At 71.7% G+C, this 22,330-nt stretch carries 23 protein-coding genes; 11 read left to right on the top strand and 12 right to left on the bottom strand.

Annotated elements, in window-relative coordinates; all coding sequences use genetic code 11:
• Positions 1-48 precede the first annotated feature (48 nt).
• The 5 genes from C2865_RS31035 to C2865_RS31015 form a co-directional block, all read right to left on the bottom strand.
• Positions 49-516, bottom strand: a complete 468-nt coding sequence (locus tag C2865_RS31035; protein WP_106402156.1) for an Hsp20/alpha crystallin family protein — start codon at positions 514-516, stop codon at positions 49-51.
• 58 nt (positions 517-574) lie between these two features.
• Positions 575-1,651, bottom strand: a complete 1,077-nt coding sequence (locus C2865_RS31030) for an AI-2E family transporter (protein WP_157963965.1) — start codon at positions 1,649-1,651, stop codon at positions 575-577.
• A gap of 129 nt (positions 1,652-1,780) precedes the next feature.
• Positions 1,781-2,980: an MFS transporter gene (locus tag C2865_RS31025; RefSeq protein WP_106402154.1), complete on the bottom strand. Its 1,200-nt coding sequence runs from the start codon at positions 2,978-2,980 to the stop codon at positions 1,781-1,783.
• A gap of 155 nt (positions 2,981-3,135) precedes the next feature.
• Positions 3,136-3,774: a response regulator gene (locus tag C2865_RS31020; RefSeq protein ID WP_106402153.1), complete on the bottom strand. Its 639-nt coding sequence runs from the start codon at positions 3,772-3,774 to the stop codon at positions 3,136-3,138.
• Positions 3,762-5,000, bottom strand: a complete 1,239-nt coding sequence (locus C2865_RS31015; RefSeq protein WP_106402223.1) for a sensor histidine kinase — start codon at positions 4,998-5,000, stop codon at positions 3,762-3,764. Before C2865_RS31015 ends, C2865_RS31020 begins: the two co-directional genes overlap by 13 nt.
• A 172-nt stretch (positions 5,001-5,172) precedes the next feature.
• On the opposite strand from C2865_RS31015, the gene C2865_RS31010 reads away from it, so the two are divergent.
• The 4 genes from C2865_RS31010 to C2865_RS31000 all read left to right on the top strand — a co-directional run bounded on the left by C2865_RS31010 (position 5,173) and on the right by C2865_RS31000 (position 10,973).
• Complete coding sequence (locus C2865_RS31010) at positions 5,173-5,901, top strand: ABC transporter ATP-binding protein (RefSeq protein ID WP_198653726.1); 729 nt, start codon at positions 5,173-5,175, stop codon at positions 5,899-5,901.
• Complete coding sequence (locus C2865_RS31005) at positions 5,898-8,327, top strand: ABC transporter permease (protein ID WP_106402152.1); 2,430 nt, start codon at positions 5,898-5,900, stop codon at positions 8,325-8,327. The genes C2865_RS31010 and C2865_RS31005 overlap by 4 nt, the downstream gene beginning before the upstream one ends.
• A gap of 11 nt (positions 8,328-8,338) precedes the next feature.
• Positions 8,339-8,506, top strand: a complete 168-nt coding sequence (locus C2865_RS39630) for a hypothetical protein (RefSeq protein ID WP_157963963.1) — start codon at positions 8,339-8,341, stop codon at positions 8,504-8,506.
• A 175-nt stretch (positions 8,507-8,681) separates the two neighbouring features.
• Positions 8,682-10,973: a PASTA domain-containing protein gene (locus C2865_RS31000; protein WP_106402151.1), complete on the top strand. Its 2,292-nt coding sequence runs from the start codon at positions 8,682-8,684 to the stop codon at positions 10,971-10,973.
• A 43-nt stretch (positions 10,974-11,016) separates the two neighbouring features.
• On the opposite strand, the gene C2865_RS30995 is transcribed toward C2865_RS31000, so the two are convergent.
• Positions 11,017-12,180 (bottom strand): AI-2E family transporter, encoded by a 1,164-nt coding sequence (locus tag C2865_RS30995; RefSeq protein WP_106402150.1) that lies wholly within the window; start codon positions 12,178-12,180, stop codon positions 11,017-11,019.
• A 159-nt stretch (positions 12,181-12,339) separates the two neighbouring features.
• The gene (locus C2865_RS30990) at positions 12,340-13,119 is read right to left on the bottom strand and encodes an SDR family NAD(P)-dependent oxidoreductase (RefSeq protein WP_106402149.1); all 780 of its coding nucleotides are present in this window, start codon (positions 13,117-13,119) and stop codon (positions 12,340-12,342) included.
• Positions 13,120-13,172: 53 nt separating this feature from the next.
• Between C2865_RS30990 and C2865_RS30985 the strand changes: the two genes are divergently transcribed.
• On the top strand, positions 13,173-13,523 hold the full coding sequence (locus tag C2865_RS30985) for an ArsR/SmtB family transcription factor (protein ID WP_106402148.1): 351 nt from the start codon (positions 13,173-13,175) through the stop codon (positions 13,521-13,523).
• A 504-nt stretch (positions 13,524-14,027) separates the two neighbouring features.
• Here C2865_RS30985 and C2865_RS30980 read toward each other — a convergent pair.
• A complete protein-coding gene (locus tag C2865_RS30980; protein ID WP_106402147.1) occupies positions 14,028-14,321 on the bottom strand; it encodes a hypothetical protein in 294 nt (97 codons plus the stop codon).
• Between the two features lie 199 nt (positions 14,322-14,520).
• Here C2865_RS30980 and C2865_RS30975 point away from each other — a divergent pair, with 199 nt between their 5' ends.
• Both C2865_RS30975 and C2865_RS30970 read left to right on the top strand, forming a co-directional pair.
• On the top strand, positions 14,521-14,760 hold the full coding sequence (locus C2865_RS30975; protein WP_106402146.1) for a hypothetical protein: 240 nt from the start codon (positions 14,521-14,523) through the stop codon (positions 14,758-14,760).
• Entirely contained in the window at positions 14,757-15,152 is a 396-nt protein-coding gene (locus C2865_RS30970; RefSeq protein WP_106402145.1) for a PIN domain-containing protein, read from the top strand. Before C2865_RS30975 ends, C2865_RS30970 begins: the two co-directional genes overlap by 4 nt.
• 83 nt (positions 15,153-15,235) lie before the next feature.
• Here the strand turns inward: C2865_RS30970 and dmpG are convergent, their stop codons facing one another.
• The 4 genes from dmpG to C2865_RS30950 form a co-directional block, all read right to left on the bottom strand.
• The gene (dmpG, locus tag C2865_RS30965) at positions 15,236-16,264 is read right to left on the bottom strand and encodes a 4-hydroxy-2-oxovalerate aldolase (protein WP_106402144.1); all 1,029 of its coding nucleotides are present in this window, start codon (positions 16,262-16,264) and stop codon (positions 15,236-15,238) included.
• Between the two features lie 2 nt (positions 16,265-16,266).
• A complete protein-coding gene (locus C2865_RS30960) occupies positions 16,267-17,157 on the bottom strand; it encodes an acetaldehyde dehydrogenase (acetylating) (RefSeq protein ID WP_106402221.1) in 891 nt (296 codons plus the stop codon).
• 9 nt (positions 17,158-17,166) lie between these two features.
• Positions 17,167-17,949, bottom strand: a complete 783-nt coding sequence (locus tag C2865_RS30955) for a 2-keto-4-pentenoate hydratase (RefSeq protein WP_106402220.1) — start codon at positions 17,947-17,949, stop codon at positions 17,167-17,169.
• A 69-nt stretch (positions 17,950-18,018) separates the two neighbouring features.
• Positions 18,019-18,924, bottom strand: coding sequence for an SDR family oxidoreductase (locus C2865_RS30950; RefSeq protein ID WP_198653725.1), 906 nt, complete (start codon positions 18,922-18,924; stop codon positions 18,019-18,021).
• A gap of 91 nt (positions 18,925-19,015) precedes the next feature.
• Here C2865_RS30950 and C2865_RS30945 point away from each other — a divergent pair, with 91 nt between their 5' ends.
• The 4 genes from C2865_RS30945 to C2865_RS30930 are packed head-to-tail and all read left to right on the top strand — an operon-like array spanning position 19,016 to position 22,279.
• On the top strand, positions 19,016-19,768 hold the full coding sequence (locus C2865_RS30945; RefSeq protein WP_106402142.1) for an enoyl-CoA hydratase family protein: 753 nt from the start codon (positions 19,016-19,018) through the stop codon (positions 19,766-19,768).
• The gene (locus C2865_RS30940; protein WP_106402141.1) at positions 19,765-20,517 is read left to right on the top strand and encodes a CoA transferase subunit A; all 753 of its coding nucleotides are present in this window, start codon (positions 19,765-19,767) and stop codon (positions 20,515-20,517) included. The genes C2865_RS30945 and C2865_RS30940 overlap by 4 nt, the downstream gene beginning before the upstream one ends.
• Positions 20,514-21,239 carry a CoA-transferase subunit beta gene (locus C2865_RS30935; protein WP_232835898.1) on the top strand — a complete coding sequence of 242 codons (726 nt, stop codon included), beginning with the start codon at positions 20,514-20,516 and terminating at the stop codon, positions 21,237-21,239. The genes C2865_RS30940 and C2865_RS30935 overlap by 4 nt, the downstream gene beginning before the upstream one ends.
• Positions 21,236-22,279 (top strand): NAD(P)H-dependent flavin oxidoreductase, encoded by a 1,044-nt coding sequence (locus C2865_RS30930; RefSeq protein ID WP_106402140.1) that lies wholly within the window; start codon positions 21,236-21,238, stop codon positions 22,277-22,279. Before C2865_RS30935 ends, C2865_RS30930 begins: the two co-directional genes overlap by 4 nt.
• Positions 22,280-22,330: the final 51 nt, after the last annotated feature.

Genomic DNA, 22,330 nt, shown 5'->3' with positions numbered 1-22,330 from the left:
CGGCCCTCCAGGGAGGGCCGGGCCTGTGAACGGGATCGCGGGCCGGGGTCAGGCGGCCGGCTCCCCCTTCTCGACGGCGGCGCGCTCGGCGCCGCCGGTGGTGATGGGGACGCGGTGGGGTTCGGCGTCGGCGAAGGCGCCGGCGACCCGGACGTTCAGGATCCCCGCGTCGTAGGTGGCGGTGACCGCCTCGGGGGTCACGTGGTCGGGCAGGACGAACTCCCGGCGGAAGGCGCCGTAGCGGAGCTCGCGGCGGCCCCGCTCGCCGGACCGCTCGTCGCGGCGCTCACCGCGCACGACCAGCCGGCCGGCGTGCACCTCGACGGCGACGTCCCTGGCCGCGTCCACGCCCGGCAGCTCGACGCTGACCACGGCATCCTGCTCCCGGCGGACGACCTCGGCGGCGGGCACGAAACCGCGCTCCCGCACCTCGCCCCTGCGCGGGGCGAGCGCCTCCCGGACCAGGCCGTCGAACTCGGCGAACGGGTCCCAGCGCCACAGCGACACAGTGCTCATGTTCTCTTCTCCTTCTCCCTCGACCCCGTCTTACGGGTCTCGACTGAGAAAACATGAGTCACCCAGACTCAATTCCCGACGTACCAAGATTTTTTTGTGCGGGCCGCTCCCGGACTTCGGCCCGGTGGTGCAGGAGCGCCACCACGGCGGAGGTCACGGGGGCGGCGAGGAAGGCGCCCGCGATGCCGGCGAGGGTGCTGCCGAGGGCGATGGCGATGAGGATGACGGGGCCCGGCAGGTCGAGGGCGCGGCCGTAGATCTGGGGGGCCAGCACGTGGCCCTCGATCTGCTGGACCGCGATGGTGAGGGCGACGACGGCCAGCGCGGCGATCCAGCCCTTGGCGATGAACGCCACGACCGCGGCCAGGAGCCCGGCGAGGAACGCCCCGACGATCGGCAGGAAGGCGCCGATCCAGGTCAGCATGGCCAGCGGTATCGCCAGCGGGACGCCCAGGAGCAGCAGGCCGATGCCGATGAAGAACCCGTCCACGAAGCCCACCAGCGCCACGCCCCGCATGTACCGGCCCACGACGTGGAAGACGATGGACGCGCCCGTGCGGGTCTCCTCGCGGGACGACTCGGGCAGCAGCTCGGTGAGCCAGACGAGCAGGTTCGGGCCGCCGTGGGTGAAGTAGATCGCCAGGACGAGCGCGAGCACGGCGCCGATGAGGATCTCGCCGGTCGCGATGACGCCGGTGAGCGCTCCCCCGGCGATCCGCCCCGACTGCTCGGAGAGCCACTGCCGGGCCTGGTCGCCCAGGTCGGTGAAGCGCGCCTCGTCCACGCCGAACCGGACGGCGGTGCCCTGGAGGCGGGCGACGAACCTGTCGAGGTTGAACGTCAGGTCGTCGATGCCGGCCACGGTGACGGGGATGAGCAGCGTCACCAGCAGCGCCGCCGCGGCGACCAGCCCGAGCCACACCACGGTGGTGGCCGGGGCCGGATGCATGCCGCGCCGCATCAGCCAGTGCGCGGGCGGCACCGTGGCCGAGGCGATGAAGACCGCCACCAGGACGGGGATCGCCACGGTCCGCACCTGCCAGACCGCCCAGACCGCCAGGGTCGCCAGCACCACCACGAGCAGCCGGTGTCCGGCTTTCAATGTCCTGCGCCGCAGCCCGGCCTCAACGTCCACGAACCTGACAATCCCCGGACCGTGATCGCTCCTAACCGCGAGCGGCGTGTCGCTTGCGCCACCGGCGGCCCGGACGCGGCGGCGGAGGCGCGGCCTCGGGCGCCCGCGCCTCCGGTGCGTTCGTGCAGGTCAGGCCGCGGCGGGTTCCGCGGGGCCGAACGCGCCGGACGGGACGGCCAGGACGGTGGCGACCAGCACGGCCAGCAGGATGGAGGCTCCGCCGAGGATGGCGAGGGAGGCCCCGAGACCGGCGGTGGCCGCGGCGAGCGCCCCGACGGCGAGCGGCGAGAGGAACTCCCCGAGGAACAGCGCGGCCGTCCAGATCCCGGTGCCGCGCCCGCGCTGGGCGAACGGCAGCCCGTTCACCGCCCAGGTGACGAGGGTGGGCAGGAGCATCCCGGTGGCGAAACCGGTGAGCACGGCGCCCAGGATGATCAGCGGCAGGGGTCCGCCCACCGCGACGAGCAGCAGCCCCGCCCCGGCCAGGGCGAACTCCCCCACGAGCAGCGGGCGGGCGCCCAGCCGCGACGTCTTGGCGAACAGCCCAGCCCCGACGGCGGTGGCCAGCGACATCACCGCGGTGATACCGCCGATGGCGGCTGTCTTGGAGACACCCGCGTCGTCCAGCACGAAGGACAGCTGCACGATCAGCGTGTAGAACACCAGCCCGCCGGCGACGGTGATCGAGGCGGGCAGCGCCAGCCTCCGCCAGGGCCAGGTGACCGGCTCCTCCTTCTCGTGGCGGACGGTTTCGGGCTGCCACAGGTACAGCGCCATGGGGATCGCCGCCAGCGCCGCCACCGCGTACAACCAGAACGGCATCCGCCATCCGGCGGCCCCGAGCGCGCCGCCGACCACGATGAAGGCGGTCGCCGCGACCGTGGTGACCAGCGTCTGCAACCCCAGGTAGCGGATCCGCTTCGACCCGGACCAGTAGTCGGCGATCAGCGTGGTGCAGCACGTCATGATGGCCGCCTCGCAGACGCCCACCAGCGCCCGGCTCGCCAGGATCGCGTGCAGGGAGTCCAGGTACAGGGGGGCGGTGCCGAACACCGAGTAGGCGACCATTCCCCCGACGAGCAGCCGCTTGCGGTCGAACCGGTCGGCGATGAGCCCCGCGAACGGCGCGCCCAGCGCGATGAACAGCGCCGGGAGCGTCAGCACCACCGGCACGAGGATGTCGGCCCCCGCCGTCGTCTCGAAATGGTCGGTCATCGCCGGCAGCACCGGCGAGAGCAGGACGGCCCCGAGCACGGGCATGCAGCTGCCGACGAGCAGCAGCGCCAGCTGGAGCGTGCCCGCCCGGCGAGGGGGTGAGGGGTGGGACATGTGTGCCTCTCCGAGGATCCGAGGGGGATGTGGCACGCATCACTCTGGACTTCGGAGGCGGCTCGTGGGAAATAGAACTCTCTTATGCGGAGCATCCGTACCGTCGATGCCCGCCGGTACGATCACCGCAGGTCAGCCGGTGTCCCGGGGATCGTTCAGGAGTTGAGGTAGGCCAGGACGGCGAGGACGCGGCGGTGGCCGCTGTCGGTGGGCGGGAGGCCGAGCTTGGCGAACACGGCGCCGATGTGCTTGCTGACGGAGCGCTCGGTGATGACCAGTGTGGTGGCGATGGTGGTGTTGTCCAGGCCCTGCGCCATCAGCCCGAGCACCTCGCGTTCGCGGGGGGTGAGCTCCTGGAGGGGGTCGCGGCGGGAGGTCATCAGCTGGGAGACGACCTCCGGGTCCAGGGCTGTGCCGCCGCCTGCGACGCGGCCCAGGGCGTCCAGGAACTCGTCGACCCGGCTCACCCGGTCCTTGAGCAGGTAGCCGACGCCCTCGGCGCCTCCGGCGAGCAGTTCGGCGGCGTAGGTCTCCTCGACGTACTGCGACAGGACCAGCACGGGCAGGCCCGGCAGCGCCTTGCGCGCCTGGATCGCGGCGCGCAGCCCCTCGTCGCGGAAGCCGGGCGGCAGCCGGACGTCCAGGACGGCGGCGTCGGGGCGGTGCTCGAGCAGGGCCGGGAGCACCTCGGGGCCGTCGCCCACCACCGCGACGACCTCGTGGCCCTCGGAGTTCAGGAGCAGGACGAGCCCCTCGCGCAGGAGGACGTTGTCCTCGGCGATCACGATCCGCACGGCAGCTCCACCTCGAGCGTCGTCCCTTCCCCGTCCGGGCTGTCCAGGCGGGTGGCCCCGTCGAACGCCGCCACCCGGCGGCGGATGCCCGCCAGGCCGCTGCCGCGGCCGTCGTCGGCCCCGCCCTTGCCATCATCCCGCACGGTGATCAGCAGCCGGTCCCGGTCGCGGCGGACGGTGACGGACGCGCGGGCGGCGCCGCTGTGCCTGGCGACGTTGGTGAGCGCCTCGGCGACGACGAAGTAGGCGGCGGCCTCGACGGCCGCGGGCACCCGTCCTTCGTCGACCTCGGTCTCGATGGGGATGGGCTGCCCGGCGGCGAGGGCGCGCACGGCTCCGGCCAGGCCCCGGTCGGACAGGATCGGCGGGTAGATGCCGCGGATCACGGTCCTCAGCTGGGTGAGAGCCTCCTCGATGCCGTCCCTGGCGTCGAGGAAGAGAGTGCGGGCGGCCTCCGGGTCGGTGTCGAAGCGGCGGTCGGCCAGACCGAGGCGCAGCGCGACGGCGACGAGCTGGGCCTGGGTGCCGTCGTGCAGGTCGCGTTCGATGCGGCGGAGCTCCGCGCCGTGCGCCTCCAGGGCTTCGGCGCGGGTCTCGGTGAGCTGCTCGACCCGCTCGGCGAGGCTGGTCCGGCTGGCGGGCCGCAACATCAGCTCGGCGAACCGCGCCTGCCATCGCGCGAGCCTCGGCACGAGCCAGACCAGGATGAAGACGTAGAAGGCGCCCTGGACGAACGGCATCGTCAGCGCCTTCGGCCAGCTGTCCAGGGTGATGAACGCGGCCTGGGAACCTTCGGGCGCCGCCCACCACCACAGCGGCAGCGACAGGGTGAACGGGATCCCCGCCCACACTCCGACCGCGAGCACGGCCGCGACCAGGCCGGTGAAGCCGTGCACCACCATCCAGGCGGCGTCCCGCCAGAAGGTGGGAGTACGCACCATCATGATGCCCTGCTGCAGTTCGGAGGCGTGCGAAGGCCGGTACGGCTCGGGGATCTCGCGGCCCAGTATCCGCCCGGCCCGCTGCCGTTCGGCGTTCGCCAGCCGCCGCAGCGGTTTCACGGCCTGCGGCAGCCACGGCAGGGTGGCGAACAGCAGCACCAGGACGGCCACCAGCGGCGCGAGGCCGAGCATCGCGGGCAGTGCCGTGCGCAATCCCGAGACCAGGTCGCCCGTGGCGTTCGCGCTGCGTCTCAGAACCTTCTTCAGCCTCGTGTCGTGGCTCATGCTCACCTCGCCGTCCACCGTAAGGGGAGGTCGGCCTCCGTGCAGCACGGCCTGCTCCCAGGCCGATGGTGTAGCCCGCTACACCATCGATTCGGGAGAGCGCGCCCATGTGCCAGGACCCGCCGAAATCTAGATTCGACCAGGTGAGCGGCATCGACGACGGAGGAAGAACATGACCATGACGGCCGAGGCGACCGCGGAGGCGGTCAGTCTGGACGCGGTCACCAGGACCTACGGTCCCGTGCGGGCGCTGGACGGCGTCACGTGGACGTTCCGGCGCGGCGGGTTCACCGCCGTCATGGGGCCCTCCGGGTCGGGCAAGAGCACGTTCCTGCACTGCGCGTCCGGTCTCGACCGGCCCACCGAGGGCACCGTCCGGATCGGGGGCGTGGACATCGGGCGGCTCAGCGAGACCAAGCGGACGCGGCTGCGCCGGGAGCGGATCGGGTACGTCTTCCAGGACTTCAACCTGGTCCCGTCCATGGACGTCGAGCAGAACATCACGCTCCCGCTCCACCTCGGCGGCGTCCGCGCCGACCGCGCGTGGCTGGAGGAGGTCGTGCGCCGCGTCGGGCTGTCCGACCGGCTGCGGCACCGCCCGTCCGAGCTGTCGGGCGGCCAGCAGCAGCGCGCCGCCCTGGCCCGCGCGCTGGTGACCCGGCCCGAGGTCGTCTTCGCCGACGAGCCGACGGGCGCCCTGGACCCCCGCACGGCCCGCGACGTGCTGCGGCTCCTGCGCGAGACGGTCGACGCGACCGGCCAGACGCTCGTCCTGGTGACCCACGACCCGGCGGCGGCCGCCTGGGCCGATTCGGTGCTCTTCCTCAGCGGCGGGCGGATCGTCGACGAGCTGGCCGACCCCTCCCCCTCCTCCGTGGCCGCCCGTTGGGAGACGTTGTGAAGAAGGGTGCCCTCACCGGTGTGTTCGTGGCGCTGACGTTCGCCGCGGCGCTCATCGGGGCGTGCGGGGTGCTGCTGGAGTCCGCGTTGCGGGCGCACGCCCCGGTCGAGCGGTTCGGGGCGGCCGCCGCCGTCGTGACGGGGCCCCAACGTGTCGAGACGCGGGTGAAGCGGCTCGGCGAGGGGCCGGCGAAGCAGTCACGGCCGCTGGCCGAGCGCGCCCGCGTTCCGATCGCGGCGGCCGACCGGCTGCGCGCCGTTCCCGGCGTCCAGGACGTGGTGGCCGACGTCTCGTTCCCCGTCCTGACGGATTCGGGACGGCCGGTGACCGGTCACGGCTGGGCCTCGGCGGTCCTGCGCCCTTACGAATTGAGCGCCGGACGGGCACCGCGGGCCGCGGACGAGGTCGTTCTGAGCGAGTCGGCGGGTGCGGCCCTGGGGCAGCGCGTCCGGTTGCAGGCCGACGGGAGACCGCAGCCGTACCGGGTCGTCGGGCTGGTCTCGGCCGGGCCTGACGCGGCGTTCTTCACCGCGGAGACGGCGGCGGCGCTTTACGGGCATCCCGGCCAGGCCGACGTCCTGGCGGTGCTCGCGGACTCCGGTGTGTCCTCGGACGCCCTGCGCGCGGCCGCGCCCGGCCTCACCGTGGCCACCGGGTCGGCGCGCGGCGAGGCCGAGGACCTGTCCGTGGCCTTCGCCCGGAGCGACGTCCTGGAGATGGGAGCGTCGCTCGGCGGCGCCTCCGTCCTGACGGCGCTCGTGGTCGTGGGCGGGCTCATCGTTCTGGTGATCCGGGAGCGGGCACGGGAGTTCGCGCTGCTCCGGGCCGTCGGGGCGACTCCCGGGCAGGTCCGCCGACTGCTGATGCGCGAGACGTGGGCCGTCGGGGCGCCCGCCGCGCTTCTCGGCGGTCTCGTGTCGCTCGCCCTCGGGGCCTGGGCGCACTCGGCGATGGTCGGCAGGGGTGTTCTGCCGCAGGGGTTCGGGTTGTCGCTCAGCCCGCTGCCCGTGCTGGCCGCGTTCGCCGTCACGCTGCTCATCGCCGTCCTCACCGTGCTGGTGGCGTCCCTGCGCGTGTCGAGGATCCTTCCCGTCCAGGCGCTGGGCGAGAGCGCGGTCGAGCCCGCCGGGCTGCCTCGCTGGCGGGTGGCCACCGGAGCGGTGTTCCTCGTCCTCGGGCTGAGCGCGCTCGGAACGTCCATGGCCGCGGGCGGGGACGTCGCCCTCGCCTCGGTCAGCGGCCTGGTCCTCTCCCTGATCATCGCCACCGCCCTGCTCGGACCGCTCGCGGCCCGGGTCGGCGGCCGGGTGCTGGGGCGCGCGGTCCGGCTGGCGGCGCCGGTCACCGGGCGGATGGCCCAGCACGCCGGAGCCGCGGCCGCCCTGCGCGCCGGTTCGATCATCACGCCGGTCGCGCTGGCCATCGCCTTCGCCGGGACGCAGCTGTTCGCGCAGTCCACGGTCGTCCGCGCGACCACCGCGCAGGCCGCGGACGGCAACCTCGCCGACCAGATCCTGGCGTCCTCCGGAGCGGGGCTTCCGGGCGAGGCCGCGGAGGCCGTCCGCCGGCAGCCCGGCGTCACGGCCGCCGCACCGGTCAAGTCCACCACCGTGGTCATGGCGGTACGGGAGCTGGGCGAGCAGACCCTCAGGTCCCTGCCCGCTCGCGGGATCGGCGCGGACGCCGCGGCGACGATGGACCCGAAGGTCTCCGCCGGGCGGCTCGACGACCTGCGCGGCGGCACCGTCGCCCTCAGCCGCGAGGTGGCGGGCGGCCTGCGCGTCGGCTCGGCGGTCCCGCTCTGGCTGGGGGACGGCGCCCGCGTCGAGCTCCGCGTGGCGGCCGTCTACGACCGCGGCCTGGGCCTCGGCGACGTGCTCCTGCCGCACGACCTCGTCGCCGCGCACTCCTCCACGGCCCTGGACGACCACGTCCTCGTCAAGGGGAACGCCGACCTCCGGGCGGTCGCCTCCGCCTACACCGGCGCGCGGGTGGTCGACCGTGCGGCGTTCGGCGCCGAGCTCTCCCAGGCGCTCCGCCTCCAGGGGTTCTTCAGCCAGGTGGTCGTCGCGGCCATCGCCGGGTTCGTCGTCATCGGCCTGGTCACCACCCTGGCCCTGGCGACGGCGGCACGGCGCCGCGAGTTCGCCCTGCTCCGCCTGGTCGGCGCCACCCGGCGGCAGGTCCTGCGGATGGTGCGCCTGGAGGCCGTCATCGTCCTGGGCACCGGCGTCGCCATCGGCTCCCTCATCGCCGCGGTGACGCTCACGGCCTTCGCCTGGGCGGTCGCCGGGCTGCCGCTCCCCGCGGTCTCCCCGGTGGGCGCCGGGCTGCTCCTCCTCGGCGTCGCCGGCTCCGGCGCCGCCGCCATCGTCCTCCCGGCGCGGTTCACCCTGCGCCGGCGCACCTCCCCTCAGATCCCCTGAAAGGCGAACCCATGAACAACACCCTCCGCTGGAGCCTCTTCGGCCTGGTCATCGCCGTCAACATCGCCGTGAGCGTCCTGTTCGACGGCACCTGGTACGGGATCGTCGTCAACGTCGTCAGCGGCCTGATCGCCATCGGCCTCGTCCTGGACTACCTGGTCCGCGTCCGCGAACGCTGAACGCCCGCCGGAAGGGCCGCCCGCCGCCGCGGGCGGCCCTTCCGGCGTTCGGACGAGAACTTGATCTACTTTCGGAAACATTGCAGTACACCTCCGTTCCCGGGGCACTTTGTGCGGTTTACTGCCGCTGGGGTGGTTGATCAGCGCATTTTGTGCGACCGAGACTGGGATACGGATGGACCTTGCGGTGGGTGGGCGGGTACCGGGTTACCGGGATCTGCGGGAGGTGGGGGCGGGGGCCTCAGGACGCGTCGTGATGGCCGTCGACGGGGACGGCGAGTCCCTGGTGGCGGTGAAGTACCTCGCAGAGTGGCTGGCGGGCGACGCGCGGTTCCGGGAGGAGTTCCGGAAGGAAGCGGCACTGCTCGCGGGCCTGGAATCCGAACATGTCGTCCGGGTGCGGGAGTACGTCGAGACCGGCGGCGGGGCCGCGGTCGTGATGGACCTGGTCGACGGGGTCTCGTTGCGGGAGGTGCTCGCCGCACGCGGCCCGCTGGAGCCCGAGGCGGCGCTGGCCGTGTGGAAGGGCTCGCTGCTGGGGCTGTCCTGCGCGCACGAGGTGGGGGTGATGCACCGGGACCACCGGCCCGAGAACATCCTCATCACCGCTGAAGGCGTGACCACCCTGGTGGATTTCGGGATCGTCCCGCGCACCGGTGACCGGGCGGAAACCGGCGGCACTCCCACGTACCTGCCGCCTGAACGGTGGCGGCATGGGCTGGTCCGGCCCGTAGGCGATGTGTACGCGGCCGCAGCGGTGTTCTTCGAGTGTCTGACCGGCCGTCCTCCGTATCAGGCGGCCACGGTCGCCGAGCTGGAAGAACTGTGCGTTCGGGCGCCTATTCCGGTGGAGGAGGTGCCCGAGGCGGTGCGCGGGTTGCTCCGGCAGGGGCTCGCGAAAGACCGCCGCGAACGCGCTGCGAACGGGGCTGAGCTCGCCGCGGAGCTCGAGGCCGTCGCGGAGGCCGCGTACGGGGAGGACTGGGAACGGCGCGGGATGAGAATCCTCGCCATGGCGGTCGCCGAGCTTGCCGTGCTGGCGCTGTCGGAGAAGTCAGCGGATGAGGCTCCAGGAGACGAAGAACCGCCGGAAGAGGAAGAGAAGGTCGTCCCGGTCGCCGTCGGGGCAGTCCGAACGAAACCTTCCAGGAAGGGTTTGCTGCCGTCCAGCAGGATCGGGAAGGCCGTCCTCGTGGGGGTGGTCCTCAGCCTGGTCGCCTGCCTGGCCGTGTTGCTGACGAGGTCGTCCGGTGATGCGAAGGACGCGTCGCTCATCGTGCGGCCGTCGACTTCGGCCCTGGCGGCGGAATCGGTTGCGGGCACCGTTCCGGACGTCGTCGGCGCACAGCAGGCGGACGCCGAGAAGAAGGTCCGTGCTGCGGCGCTCGTTCCGTACGTGATGTTCAAGCAGTCCCTGAAGCACGAGCCGGGAACCGTGATCGAGACCGATCCCGCGCCCGGCACGGACGTCGGCCGTGACGCGCTGGTGGGTCTGGTCATCGCGCAACGGTCACCGGTCTACGCGGTGACCGTCCCCGACGTGCGGGGAAGCTCCTACGCCGAGGCCGAGGCCATCATCCAGAATCTGGGATTGACCCCTCGCCGGGTGAGCCGAGAGGTCTCGGGCGAGCCTGGGAAAGTCGTCTCCACCTCCCCGGACGCCGGTACGGAGGTCGAACGGGGCTCGCAGGTGACCATCTACGTGGCCAAGGCACCGGCGAACGCATCCGCATCTGTGCCGAACGTGACCCTGCTGCCGCAGGACCGAGCCGCGCAGGCCATCCGTGAAGCGGGCCTGAAGCCGGTGATCGTGCCGCAGCGGAACGGCACCGTCCCCCGAGGGCAGGTCATCTCGACCGACCCGAAGGCCGGTGCCCAGATCACGGCAGGTGCCTCCGTGACCCTGTACGTCGCGCAGGCCCCGCCGGTACCGGACGTCACCATCCCGAACGTCGCTGGCTCGTCCTACGAAGCCGCCGCACAGTCACTGCGAAACGTCGGCCTCGTCCCCGAACACGCGGTCAGAGAGACCACGGACGCCCCCGAAGGCACGGCCGTCAGCACCCACCCGCCCGCCGGAACCACCGTCAAGCCCGGCGCCGAAGTGACCGTCCACATCGCCCAGCCCCCGCCCCTCACCCTCTCGGCCGCGGCCTCCGCCACCCCGCCCGTCGCGTACGCGTACTGCCGACGGGGCTACACCTTCGTCTTCTCCGGATCGGTCTCGGTCTCCCGGGGCCCGGTCACCGTGACCTACCGCTGGACCCGCAGCGACGGGGCGTCCGGCCCCGCCCGGACCCTGCGCTTCCCCGGCACGGGCCCCCAGACCCTCCCGGTGGAGCGGACCTTCTGGCGGATGGACGGCCGTGACTACGAAGGCTGGGAGAGGGTGGAGGTCCTCACTCCGAACCCCGCCCTGTCCGCCCCCGCGGCCTTCGCCTACGACTGCCGCCGCACCCGCCGCTGAGGGCCGGGCCGAGGGCTCGCCGTCGACCCTGTCGAGGTCCTCATCACCCGGGAGGGTCTCGATCAGGATCCCGGCTGACATCCGCGGTGGGTTTCCTCAGTGACGCGGGAGCGGTCGAGCCGCCGTTCGTCCCCGGTGATGGATCCTCGCCTTCCCCCTCGTCGGGGAGGCCGGTGGAGCGGTGGTGGTGGAGGAGGGCGGCCGCGGCGGCGGTGAGGGGCGTGGCGAAGAAGGCGCCCGCGATGCCGGCGAGGGCGGCGCCCAGGGCGATGGCCACGAGGACGACGGGGCTGGGGAGGTCGAGGGCGCGGCCGTAGACCTGGGGGGCCAGGATGTTGCCCTCGATCTGCTGGACGGCGACGGCGAGGACCACGACGACCAGGGCGATGAGCCAGCCCTTGGCGGCGAAGGCCACGATCGCGGCCAGCAGTCCGGCGAGGAAGGCGCCGACGATGGGGAAGAAGGCCCCGATCCAGGTCAGGACGGCCAGGGGGATCGCCAGGGGGACGCCGAGGAGCCACAGGCCCAGGCCCATGAGGGCGCCCTCCACGAGGCCCACGAAGGCCACGCCGCGCATGTACCTGCCGATGACCTGGAAGACGACGGAACCGCTCGAGCGGAGTCCTTCGCGGGAGTCCTCGGGGGCCAGTCCGGTGAGCCAGGTGAGCAGCTTCGAGCCGCCGTGGGTGAAGTAGACGGCCAGGACGAGGGCGAGCACGGCGCCGACGAGGATCTCGCCGGTCATGATGACGCCGGTGATCGCGCCGTCGGCGATGTCGCCCCGCTGGCGGGACAGCCAGTCCCCGGCCTGCTCGGTGAGCTCGGTGAGGCGGGTCTCGCTCACGCCGAAGCGGGCGGCGGCCTCCTGGACGTCCACGGCGAACCGGTCGACGTTGAGCCTCAGGTCGTCGATGCCCGCCGCGGTGATCGGGACGAGCGCCACCACCGTGAGCGCTCCCCCGGCGAGTACCCCCAGCCACACCAGGGTGGTCGCCAGCGCCGCGTGCAGCCCCCGGCGGACCAGCCACCGCGCGGGCGGCACCGTCATGGACGAGATGAACACCGCCAGCAGCACGGGGATCGCCACGTTCCGCACCCGCCAGAAGGCCCAGACCGCCAGGGAGACCAGCACCACCAGGAGCAGCAGGTACCCGGCCCTCAGCGCCCTGTTCCTGACATCACCACCAAAATCCACAAAACCGATCATCCCCTGACGTAACCGGCCTAACCGGTCTCCCCCGCGCCCCAACCGGCCATGTAAGAGGGATCACCCCGCCCCGCGCTTTCGCCCCGCAAGGCGTAGCCCGACGGGCTGCCGGTCCGGGAAGAACGCGGAGAGCCTTCCGCCCTGCGGGACCCGTGCCGGTCACAGGAGTTCCAGGCCGCCGTCGATGGTGAGGATCTGGCCGGTGAGCCAGGTATCGGCCGGGTCGGCCAGGCGCAGGATCCAGGCGGCGATCTCGGCGGGGCGGCCGCGGCGGCCCAGCGGGATGCGGGAGGCCTCGTCGGCCTTGATCTGGTCGACGGCGGCGGAGGGGAGGCCGGCGGCGGTGAGGGCCTCGCTCTCGGTGGGGCCGGGGGCCAGCGCGTTGACGCGGACGCCGTCGGGCGCCAGTTCCAGGGCCCAGCTGCGGGTGAGGTGCTCCAGGGCCGCCTTGGTGGCGGCGTAGTGGGCGGCGCCGGGCAGGGGCCGGTGGCCGTAGGTGCTGGAGACGTTGACGATCGAGCCGCCGGTGGCGCGCAGGTGCGGCAGGGCGGCGGCGGCCAGCAGGCTGGGTGCGGTGACGTTGAGGTCGAACAGGTCGCCGATCCGCCGGGCGTCGGCCTCGGCCAGCGGCATGAGGGCGGTGGCGCCCGCGTTGTTGACCAGCACGTCGACGCGGCCGAACCGTTCGGCGGCGACGTCGACGACCGCCCGGGGCGCACCGGCGGCACGGATGTCGGCGGCCAGCACGGTGATGCCCGGATGGTGGCGCGCGGTGTCGTCCAGGGCGTCGGGGCGGCGGCCGACGCCCAGGACGCGGGCGCCGGCGCGGGCGAAGGCGATCGCGGTGGCGCGGCCGATACCGGACCCGGCCCCCGTGACGACGACCGCCCGGCCGGCGAAACGGTCCGGAGAAGCACCGGCGGCAGGCGTCTCGGTCATGGCGGACTCCTTGTTCGATGTTCGTGAAACATCGAACAAGCTACCATGGTGCCATGAAGCAGGCGCAACATCCCGATCTTGGCGATATATCCCTGACCGGGATCATGGGCGCGCTCAGCGATCCGATCCGGGTGGGGCTGGTCCGGCTGCTGGCCGACGGCCGCGAGCGCGGCTGGGGAGAGCTGCGCGCACCGGTGGCCAAGTCCACCCTGAGCCACCACCTGCGGGTACTGCGGGACGCGGGCCTGACCCGCACCCGCCAGGAGGGCACCCGCTGCTACGTGACCCTGCGCCGCGCCGACCTGCAGGAGCGCTTCCCCGACCTGCTGCAGGCGGTACTGGCCGCCGCCGAGGCCGACGACGTGGGCCCCCAGGTAGGCCTGTCCGCCGACCCCGCGGCATAAGAACCTCCGACCGCCGTGGCGGGACGAGAGGCGACGGCCGAACGAAGAGCGATGCTCGGGCCCCGCCGATGTCACCGCCGGGTGGGAGGCTCAGGGGCATGGGACCGTGGAGCCTGCTGGAGATCGATCAGGCGTTGCGCTCCGTGAGGATCGAGATCGGCGAGTCCGAGAGAGGCCGCACCGCCCTCAGGATCTCCCCGCGCGGCTGAGAGGCACCGGTGATGATTCCGAGCCTGCGCCGGAAGAGGAGCCGCTCACCGGGGAGTTCCTTCACAGCCCAGGTGCCTTGCCCGATGTCCCAAGGCTCCTCGTACTTTTCCTGTTGTGGTCGTTCGTCGTCTTGTCGTCACGGACGATGATCCGTACTTCACGCCCGCCTCTGGGCTCTGGGGGCCGCTCCTCGCCATAGACCTCGATGACCTTCGCATAGCGGCCAATGTCTTCCCGACGTGCGGGGGATCGAGCGTCGACCGACAAGGCGGCTAACCTTCATCGGTGATCGTCTCAGAAGGCGCCCGGCTCGGTGAGCGTGCGGCCGAACGGCTTCGTGGTCTCAGCCGGATCGAGTTCGGGCCGGGACTGACCGACGCGGAATTCGCACGCGTCGAAGCCGGGTTCGGTGTCGAGTTCGCCGAGCTTGATGTCGCGCAGGAGGTTCCCGTCCTCGTCGAGCTCGAAGAGGTGACCCATGCCCTTGCCCGCGGTGCGGTCGTAGCCGCCGCAGGCCGGGTTGCAGGTCGTCGCCCGCTCGATGATCTCCACCGACGACATGAAGTGGTGGTCACCGACAAGCAACATAACTACCATCTGGGGATCTTTCGATTAAAGCCACAGAAATCACAATAGGCGCCAATGAACCCCGCCAACCTCCACATGAACCCATGCACTCCCGCACCAATACAAACCCCGGCAGCGGCGGCCCAGCATGATGCGGGCCGCTTCGACTACGCGGTTCACTTCCCCGCTCACAGCGGTAACACCGTGGTATGGTCGCGATATGGCGAAGACGAAGAAAGTAACGATCACACTGCCGGCAGAGCTGCTGGAGAGCATGAAATCGCATACGGACAACGTCTCCGGCTACATCACCGAGCTGGCGGAACGGGCTGAGCGGCGCAGACTTCTACGGGAGGAGCTGGACCGCTACCAAGATGAATTCGGTGCGTTCACCGATGAAGAGATGGCTGAGGCCCACGTGCTCCTGCACGGGATCGACGGGGGGGAGCGCGTGGCGTGAACGTCGAGTCGCTGGTGCTCGACTCACAGGGTCTCTCCTCGTGGATCGACCAGGACCGTAAAGTGATGCGGCTCTTGGAGCAGGCGGAGCGCGACGGGGTCGATGTCGCCATGTCGGCTGCGACGATCATCGAGGTTTCGTACGGGGGCGTGGACACGGCTCGCCTGAACCGGCTGTTGTCCCGTATCCGGGTAGAGGCGGTGACCAAGGAGAGTGCCCGCCGCAGCGCCCAACTCCTGAAGGGGGCAGGGCTGCACGGGCACAAGTACGCCATCGACGCCATGGTCGCTGAAGTGGCGCTACGCCTACCAGGGCCGGTGGCGGTGCTCACGTCCGATGCCGAAGACATGATCAAGCTGTGCGGATCGCGGGTGCGCGTCATCGGCCTGTAGGCGTGTGCTCATGCAGGCCGTGGTGGAAAGGGGGACGGGCGGCTCCTGGAGAGAGGGAGGAGCCGCCCGTCGGGGAGGGAGGGTCAGGACTTCTTCTCGGCCGCCAGTTCGAGGGCGATGTCGATGAGCTGGTCCTCCTGGCCGCCGATGAGCTTGCGCTGGCCGGCGCGCAGGAGGATCTCCGCGCCCGAGACGCCGTAGCGCTCGGCCTGGGCTCCCGCGTGCTTGAGGAAGCTCGAGTAGACGCCGGCGTAGCCCATCATGATCTCCATGCGGCCGAGGTTGCACTCCGACGGCATGGTGGGGCGGACGACGTCCTCGGCGGCGTCGACGATCTTCATGACGTCGATGCCGGTCTTGATGTCGAGCTTGTCGCAGACGGCGGCGAACGCCTCGACCGCGGTGTTGCCGGCGCCGGCGCCGAAGCGGCGGACGGAGCCGTCGATCTGCAGGGCGCCCGCGCGGACGGCGGCGATGCTGTTGGCGACGCCGAGGCCCAGGTTCTCGTGGCCGTGGAAGCCGACCTGGGCGTCGTTCCCCAGCTCCGCCACGAGGGCGGAGATGCGGTCGGAGGTCTGCTCGAGGATGAGCGCGCCCGCCGAGTCGACGATGTAGACGCACTGGCAGCCCGCGTCGGCCATGATGCGGGCCTGCTTGGCGAGCACCTCCGGCGGCTGGGTGTGCGACATCATCAGGAAGCCGACGGTCTCCAGGCCCAGCTCGCGGGCGAGGCCGAAGTGCTGGATGGAGACGTCCGCCTCGGTGCAGTGCGTGGCGATACGGCAGATGGAGCCGCCGTTGTCCGCGGACTCGCGGATGTCGTCCTTCACGCCGACGCCCGGCAGCATCAGGAAGGCGATCTTGGCGCGCTTGGCGGTCTTCGCCGCCGCCTTGATCAGCTCCTGCTCGGGCGTCCTGGAGAACCCGTAGTTGAAGGACGAGCCGCCGAGCCCGTCGCCGTGGGTCACCTCGATGACGGGCACGCCCGCGTCGTCCAGGGCCTCGACGATGGAGACGACCTCGTCGACGGTGAACTGGTGGCGCTTGTGGTGGGACCCGTCACGCAGGGACGAGTCCGTGATACGGATGTCCCATTCGTCGTTGTACGGCATGGTCAGGCTCCCGCGATCTGCTTGGCGAACTCTTCGCCGACCTTCGTGGCGGCGGCGGTCATGATGTCGAGGTTGCCGGAGTAGGGCGGCAGGAAGTCGCCGGCGCCCTCCACCTCCAGGAAGATCGCGACGCGGGCCAGGCCGCCGCTGATCGGCGTCGGGTCGTCGTACTGCGGCTCGGCGCGCAGCCGGTAGCCGGGCACGTACTCCTGCACGGCCGCGACGACGTCCAGCACCGACTCGGTGATCTTGTCGCGGTCGGCGTCGGCCGGGATCGCGCAGAACACCGTGTCGCGCATCAGCGGCGGCGGGTCGGCCGGGTTGAGGATGATGATGGCCTTGCCCCTGGCGGCGCCGCCGATCGTCTCGACGCCGCGCGCGGTCGTCTTGGTGAACTCGTCGATGTTGGCGCGGGTGCCGGGGCCTGCCGACTCCGACGCCACGGAGGCGACGATCTCGGCGTACTCGACGGGCACGATGCGCGAGACGGCGTAGACCATGGGGATGGTCGCCTGGCCGCCGCACGTGATGAGGCTGACGTTGTCCTCGCCGATGTGCTCGAGCAGGTTGGCGGGCGGGACGACCGCGGGGCCGACGGCGGCGGGCGTCAGGTCGATCGCGCGGATGCCGGCCGCCTTGTAGCGGGGGGCGTCGGCGCGGTGCACGTAGGCGCTGGTGGCGTCGAAGACCAGGTCGGGCAGCTCGTCGCGGGACAGCAGCCAGTCGACGCCCTCGTGGCTGGTCTCCAGGCCCAGGCCGGCGGCGCGCTTGAGGCCGGGCGACTCGGGGTCGACGCCGATCATGTAGCGGGGTTCGATGTGCTCACTGCGCAGGAGCTTGTACAGCAGGTCGGTGCCGATGTTGCCGGGACCGACGATGGCGGCGGTTGCCATGATCACCCCTTACTCGAAGGTGAGAGAGACGGAGCCGAGGCCGGTGAACTCGGCGGTGAAGGTCTGTCCCGCGGCGACGTCGATCGCCCGGGTGCAGGAACCGGGCAGGATGACGTGGCCGGCGTGGAGGCGCACCCCGAAGGAGGCGACCTTGCGCGCCAGCCATGCCACGGCGGTGACGGGGTTGCCCAGGACGGCGTCGGAGCGGCCGGAGACGACGAACTCCCCGTCGCGGGTGAGCGTCGCGTCGATGGCCTTCAGGTCGATCCCGGCCGGGGAGACGCCCTCGCCGATGACGTACCCGGCGGAGGAGGCGTTGTCCGCGATGGTGTCGGCGAGCTTGATCTTCCAGTCGCGGATGCGGCTGTCGATGAGCTCCAGGGACGGCACGACCCGTTCGGTGGCCTCGAGCACGTCCTCTTCGGTGCAGTCCTCGCCGGGGAGGTCCTTGCCGAGCACGAAGCCGACCTCGACCTCCACCCGGGGGTAGCAGTAGCGGGCGATCTCGACCGGGACGTCCTGGCGCAGCGCCATGTCGTCCAGGAGGTGCCCGTAGTCGGGTTCGTCGACGCCCATCATCCGCTGCATGGCCTCAGACGAAAGACCCACCTTGTGGCCGTGGATGACGGCGCCCGCGTCGAGCTTGCGTTTGATGTTGAGGAGCTGGATCTCGTAGGCGTCGACCGCGTCGATGGCCGGGAAGGCCTCGGTCAACGGGGCCATGGGGGCCCGCTCCAGCTCGGCGGTGTACAGCAGGCCGGCTGCCGCTCGCCGGTCGTCCTGGGTCAGCATGACCAAGACGGTACGTACCGGCGAGCGGGAACCGCTGCCTCTCATCCCGCTGGATGGGAGTGGATCGGTCTAAGCGCCATAAACAGGCTCAGGAGTGGCGGACTTGGCCAGAAGATCCCGAACGGCGGTGTCGACGTCCGCGGGGTCCCAGCGCTCGCCCTTGTCGACCGTCGGGCCGTGGCGGAAGCCCTCCATGACGGTGATCTTGCCGCCCTCGAGCTCGAAGACCCGTCCGGTGACGTCCGCCGCCAGCGGGGAGCCCAGCCACACCACGGTCGGGGAGACGTTCTCCGGCGCCATCGCGTCGAACTCGTCCTCGCCGGGCTTGGCCATGGTCGCCGCGAAGACCTCCTCGGTCATGCGGGTGCGGGCGGCGGGCGCGATCGCGTTGACGGTGACGCCGTAGCGGCCGAGCTCGGCGGAGGCCACCAGGGTCAGGCCGACGATCCCGGCCTTGGCCGCGGAGTAGTTGCCCTGCCCGACGCTGCCCAGCAGGCCCGCGCCGGAGGAGGTGTTGATGATCCGCGCGTCGGGCTGCCGGCCCGCCTTGGACTCGGCCCGCCAGTACTGGCCGGCGTGCTTCAGCGGCAGGAAGTGCCCCTTGAGGTGGACGCGCATGACGGCGTCCCACTCGTCCTCGCCCAGGTTGATGAGCATGCGGTCGCGCAGGAAGCCGGCGTTGTTGACCAGGACGTCCAGCCGCCCGAAGGTCTCGACCGCCAGCTGGACGAGCGCCTTGGCGCCGTCGTCGGTGGCGATGTCGTGCGGGCTGGCCACGGCCTCGCCGCCCATGGCCCTGATCTCGGCGACGACCTCGGCCGCGGGGCCCTCGGTCTGGTCTCCGCTGCCGTCGCGGCTGACGCCGAGGTCGTTGACGACGACCTTGGCGCCCTGGCGGGCGAACTCCAGCGCGTGGGCGCGGCCGAGGCCGCGGCCTGCTCCGGTGACGATGACCACGCGGTCCTTGCAGATCATTGGCAACTCCGTCCAGTGGGATCGGGCGTGACGGCCCTGGGGCCCGCCTGCTACGTTCTAACAAATGTTAGATTGAGACCGAAGGTAGCTTATGGGAATCCTCACCACCACGAAGGGGCAGGACGGGATCGCCGAGATCGTCGTCGACGCCCCGCCCGTCAACGCCCTGACCGTCCAGGGGTGGTTCGACCTCGCCGACGCCGTCACCGCGGCGGGCCGCGACCCCGAGGTCCGCGTGGTCGTGCTGCGTTCCGAGGGCCGCGGCTTCAACGCGGGCGTCGACATCAAGGAGATGCAGCGCACCGAGGGCTTCGACGCCCTCCTCGGCGCCAACCGCGGCTGCCACGCCGCGTTCAAGGCCGTCTACGAGTGCGAGGTCCCGGTCGTCGCGGCCGTGCACGGCTTCTGCCTGGGCGGCGGCATCGGCCTGGTCGGCAACGCCGACGTCGTCGTGGCCGCCGAGGACGCCACCTTCGGGCTCCCCGAGGTCAAGCAGGGCGCGCTCGGCGCGGCCACCCACCTGGCCCGCCTCGTGCCGCAGCACCTGATGCGCGCCATGGTCTACACGGCCCAGACGGCCACCGCCGCCCAGCTGCACGCGTTCGGCTCCGTCCACGCGGTCGTGCCGCGCGAGGAGCTGCGGGCCAAGGCCATGGAGGTCGCCGGCGGCATCGCGGTCATGGACCCGTTCGTGATCCGCCGCGCCAAGGAGTGCCTGAACGGCATCGACCCCGTCGACGTCAACCGCTCCTACCGCTTCGAGCAGGGCTTCACCTTCGAACTCAATCTTCAGGGCGCCGGCGACCGGCACCGCGACGCGTTCGTGGAGGGCAGCAGCAAATGAGCAAGGTCATCTCGGTCGAGGAGATCGTCGGCAACGTCGAGAGCGGCATGACGCTCGGCATCGGCGGGTGGGGCTCGCGGCGCAAGCCGATGGCCCTCGTCGAGGCGCTGTGCAAGACCGACGTGCGGGACCTGACCGTCGTGTCCTACGGCGGGCCCGACGTCGGCATGCTGTGCGCCGCGGGCAAGGTCAAGCGGGTCGTCGCGCCGTTCGTCACGCTCGACTCGATCGCGCTGGAGCCGTACTTCCGCAAGGCGCGCCAGACCGGCGCCATCGAGTTCACCGAGTACGACGAGGGCATGTTCATGTTCGGCCTGTACGCGGCCGCGCACCGCCTGCCCTTCCTGCCGACCCCCGTCGGCATCGGCTCGGACGTGCTCAAGTACGCCCCCCAGCTCAAGACGGTCACCGACCCGTACGGCGATGAGGAGCTCGTCGCCGTGCCCGCGCTGAAGCTCGACGTCGCGTTCGTGCACATGAACCGCGCCGACGCCCGCGGCAACGGCCAGTACCTGGGCATGGACCCGTACATGGACGACCTGTTCGCCAAGGCCGCGACCCGCACGTACCTCTCGTGCGAGCAGCTCGTCGAGCGCTTCGAGGGCCACCCCTCCACGCTGCTGGTCAGCCGCATGCACACCGCCGGCGTGGTGGAAGTGCCCGGCGGCGCCGGATTCACCGAATGCCTCCCGGACTACCCCCGTGACGAGGCCCGCCAGAAGTCCTACGTCGAGGAGGCCGGAAAGTGACCGTGACCCGAGCCGAGATCTGCGTCACCGCCTGCGCCGACGCCTGGCGCGGCGACGGCGAGATCCTCGCCGCCGCCATGGGCACCTGCTCCGTCCTGGGCGCCCGCCTGGCCCGCTCGACGTTCGAGCCGGACCTGCTCACCACCGACGGCGGCCCGCTGCTGACGGCCGAGCCGATCCCGTTCGGCGCCAAGGCCGGCGACGTCGAGGGCTGGATGCCGTTCCGCGACCACCTGTGGCTGGTCCTCAACGGCCGCCGCCACGTCATGATGGGCGCGTCCCAGATCGACGCGCACGGCAACACGAACATCTCGTGCGTCGGCGACTGGGCCCAGCCGAAGTCCCAGCTCCTGGGCTCGCGGGGGGCTCCCGGCAACACCCGCTGCAACCCGACGTCGTACTGGATCTCCCGGCACTCCACCCGGGTGTTCACCGAGAAGGTGGACATGATCAGCGGTGTCGGCTGGAACAACGGCGCCCACGAGATCCGCCGCGTCATCACCGACCTGTGCGTCCTGGACTTCGAGACCGAGGACCGCCGGATGCGGCTGCGCTCGGTGCACCCGGGCGTCGCGGTGGAGACCGTCGTGGAGCAGACCGGCTTCGAGCTGGTCATCCCCGACGAGGTCCCCGAGTCCCGCACCCCGACCGACGAGGAGCTGAAGGTCCTGCGCGAGGTCCTGGACCCGCGCGGCCTGCGCGACCGCGAGGTCAAGTCATGATCCGCACCGCGCTGACGGAGCTCGTCGGCGTCCGCCACCCGGTCGTGCAGACCGGCATGGGCTGGGTCGCCGGGCCCAAGCTCGTCTCGGCGGTCGCCAACGCCGGGGGCCTGGGCATCCTGGCGTCGGCGACGATGACGCTCAAGCAGCTCGAGGACGCCATCCACGAGGTCAAGGAGCGCACCGACGCCCCGTTCGGCGTGAACCTGCGCGCCGACGCCACCGACGCCAAGGCCCGGATCGACCTCATGATCCGCGAGGGCGTGAAGGTCGCGTCGTTCGCGCTGGCGCCCAAGCAGGAGCTCATCGCCAAGCTCAAGGACGCGGGCCTGGTCGTGATCCCCTCGGTCGGCGCCCGCCGCCACGCCGAGAAGGTCGCGGCGTGGGGCGCGGACGCCGTCCTGGTGCAGGGCGGCGAGGGCGGCGGCCACACCGGCGCCGTCGCCACGACCGTCCTGCTCCCCCAGGTCGTCGACGCCGTGGACATCCCCGTCATCGCGGCGGGCGGCTTCTACGACGGCCGCGGCCTGGCCGCCGCCCTCATGTACGGCGCCGCGGGCGTCGCCATGGGCACCCGCTTCCTCCTGACGGCCGACAGCTCCGTGCCGGAGGCCGTCAAGCAGGTCTACCTGGGCAAGAACGACACCCTGGTCACCCGCCAGGTCGACGGCATGCCCCACCGCGTCCTGCAGAGCGAGCTGGTGACCGAGCTGGAGGCGACCAACCCCGTCTCGCGCACGCTGCGCGCCGTCGGCAACGCCGCCCGCTTCAAGAAGATCTCCGGCCAGTCCTGGAAGACCATGATCCAGGACGGTCTGGCGATGAAGCACGGCAAGGACCTCACCTGGTCCCAGGTCCTCATGGCCGCCAACACCCCCATGCTGCTCAAGGCCGCCATGGTCGACGGCCGCCCCGACCTCGGCGTCATGGCCTCCGGCCAGGTCGTCGCGCTCATCGACTCCCTGCCCACCTGCGGGGAGCTCATCGAGAGCATCGTCACCCAGGCCGAGAAGCAGATCCGCGGCATCGACCTGCAGTAGTCCACCGCACGGCGAAGGGCCCGGAGGTCTTCCGGGCCCTTCGCCGTTCGC

This window comes from Actinocorallia populi (genome assembly GCF_002995495.1).
GTDB lineage: Bacteria > Actinomycetota > Actinomycetes > Streptosporangiales > Streptosporangiaceae > Actinocorallia > Actinocorallia populi.
Note: the sequence above shows the minus strand (reverse complement) of the source record. Positions and strands in the feature narration are given on the sequence as shown.

Coding starts and splice junctions, on each gene's coding strand:
- C2865_RS31035 (WP_106402156.1), bottom strand. CDS start 516: ATGAGCACTGTGTCGCTGTGGCGCTGGGACCCGTTCGCCGAGTTCGAC.
- C2865_RS31025 (WP_106402154.1), bottom strand. CDS start 2,980: ATGTCCCACCCCTCACCCCCTCGCCGGGCGGGCACGCTCCAGCTGGCG.
- C2865_RS31015 (WP_106402223.1), bottom strand. CDS start 5,000: ATGAGCCACGACACGAGGCTGAAGAAGGTTCTGAGACGCAGCGCGAAC.
- C2865_RS31010 (WP_198653726.1), top strand. CDS start 5,173: ATGACCATGACGGCCGAGGCGACCGCGGAGGCGGTCAGTCTGGACGCG.
- C2865_RS39630 (WP_157963963.1), top strand. CDS start 8,339: ATGAACAACACCCTCCGCTGGAGCCTCTTCGGCCTGGTCATCGCCGTC.
- C2865_RS31000 (WP_106402151.1), top strand. CDS start 8,682: ATGGACCTTGCGGTGGGTGGGCGGGTACCGGGTTACCGGGATCTGCGG.
- C2865_RS30995 (WP_106402150.1), bottom strand. CDS start 12,180: ATGATCGGTTTTGTGGATTTTGGTGGTGATGTCAGGAACAGGGCGCTG.
- C2865_RS30990 (WP_106402149.1), bottom strand. CDS start 13,119: ATGACCGAGACGCCTGCCGCCGGTGCTTCTCCGGACCGTTTCGCCGGC.
- C2865_RS30985 (WP_106402148.1), top strand. CDS start 13,173: ATGAAGCAGGCGCAACATCCCGATCTTGGCGATATATCCCTGACCGGG.
- C2865_RS30980 (WP_106402147.1), bottom strand. CDS start 14,321: ATGTTGCTTGTCGGTGACCACCACTTCATGTCGTCGGTGGAGATCATC.
- C2865_RS30975 (WP_106402146.1), top strand. CDS start 14,521: ATGGCGAAGACGAAGAAAGTAACGATCACACTGCCGGCAGAGCTGCTG.
- dmpG (WP_106402144.1), bottom strand. CDS start 16,264: ATGCCGTACAACGACGAATGGGACATCCGTATCACGGACTCGTCCCTG.
- C2865_RS30960 (WP_106402221.1), bottom strand. CDS start 17,157: ATGGCAACCGCCGCCATCGTCGGTCCCGGCAACATCGGCACCGACCTG.
- C2865_RS30955 (WP_106402220.1), bottom strand. CDS start 17,949: ATGCTGACCCAGGACGACCGGCGAGCGGCAGCCGGCCTGCTGTACACC.
- C2865_RS30950 (WP_198653725.1), bottom strand. CDS start 18,924: ATGATCTGCAAGGACCGCGTGGTCATCGTCACCGGAGCAGGCCGCGGC.
- C2865_RS30945 (WP_106402142.1), top strand. CDS start 19,016: ATGGGAATCCTCACCACCACGAAGGGGCAGGACGGGATCGCCGAGATC.
- C2865_RS30940 (WP_106402141.1), top strand. CDS start 19,765: ATGAGCAAGGTCATCTCGGTCGAGGAGATCGTCGGCAACGTCGAGAGC.
- C2865_RS30930 (WP_106402140.1), top strand. CDS start 21,236: ATGATCCGCACCGCGCTGACGGAGCTCGTCGGCGTCCGCCACCCGGTC.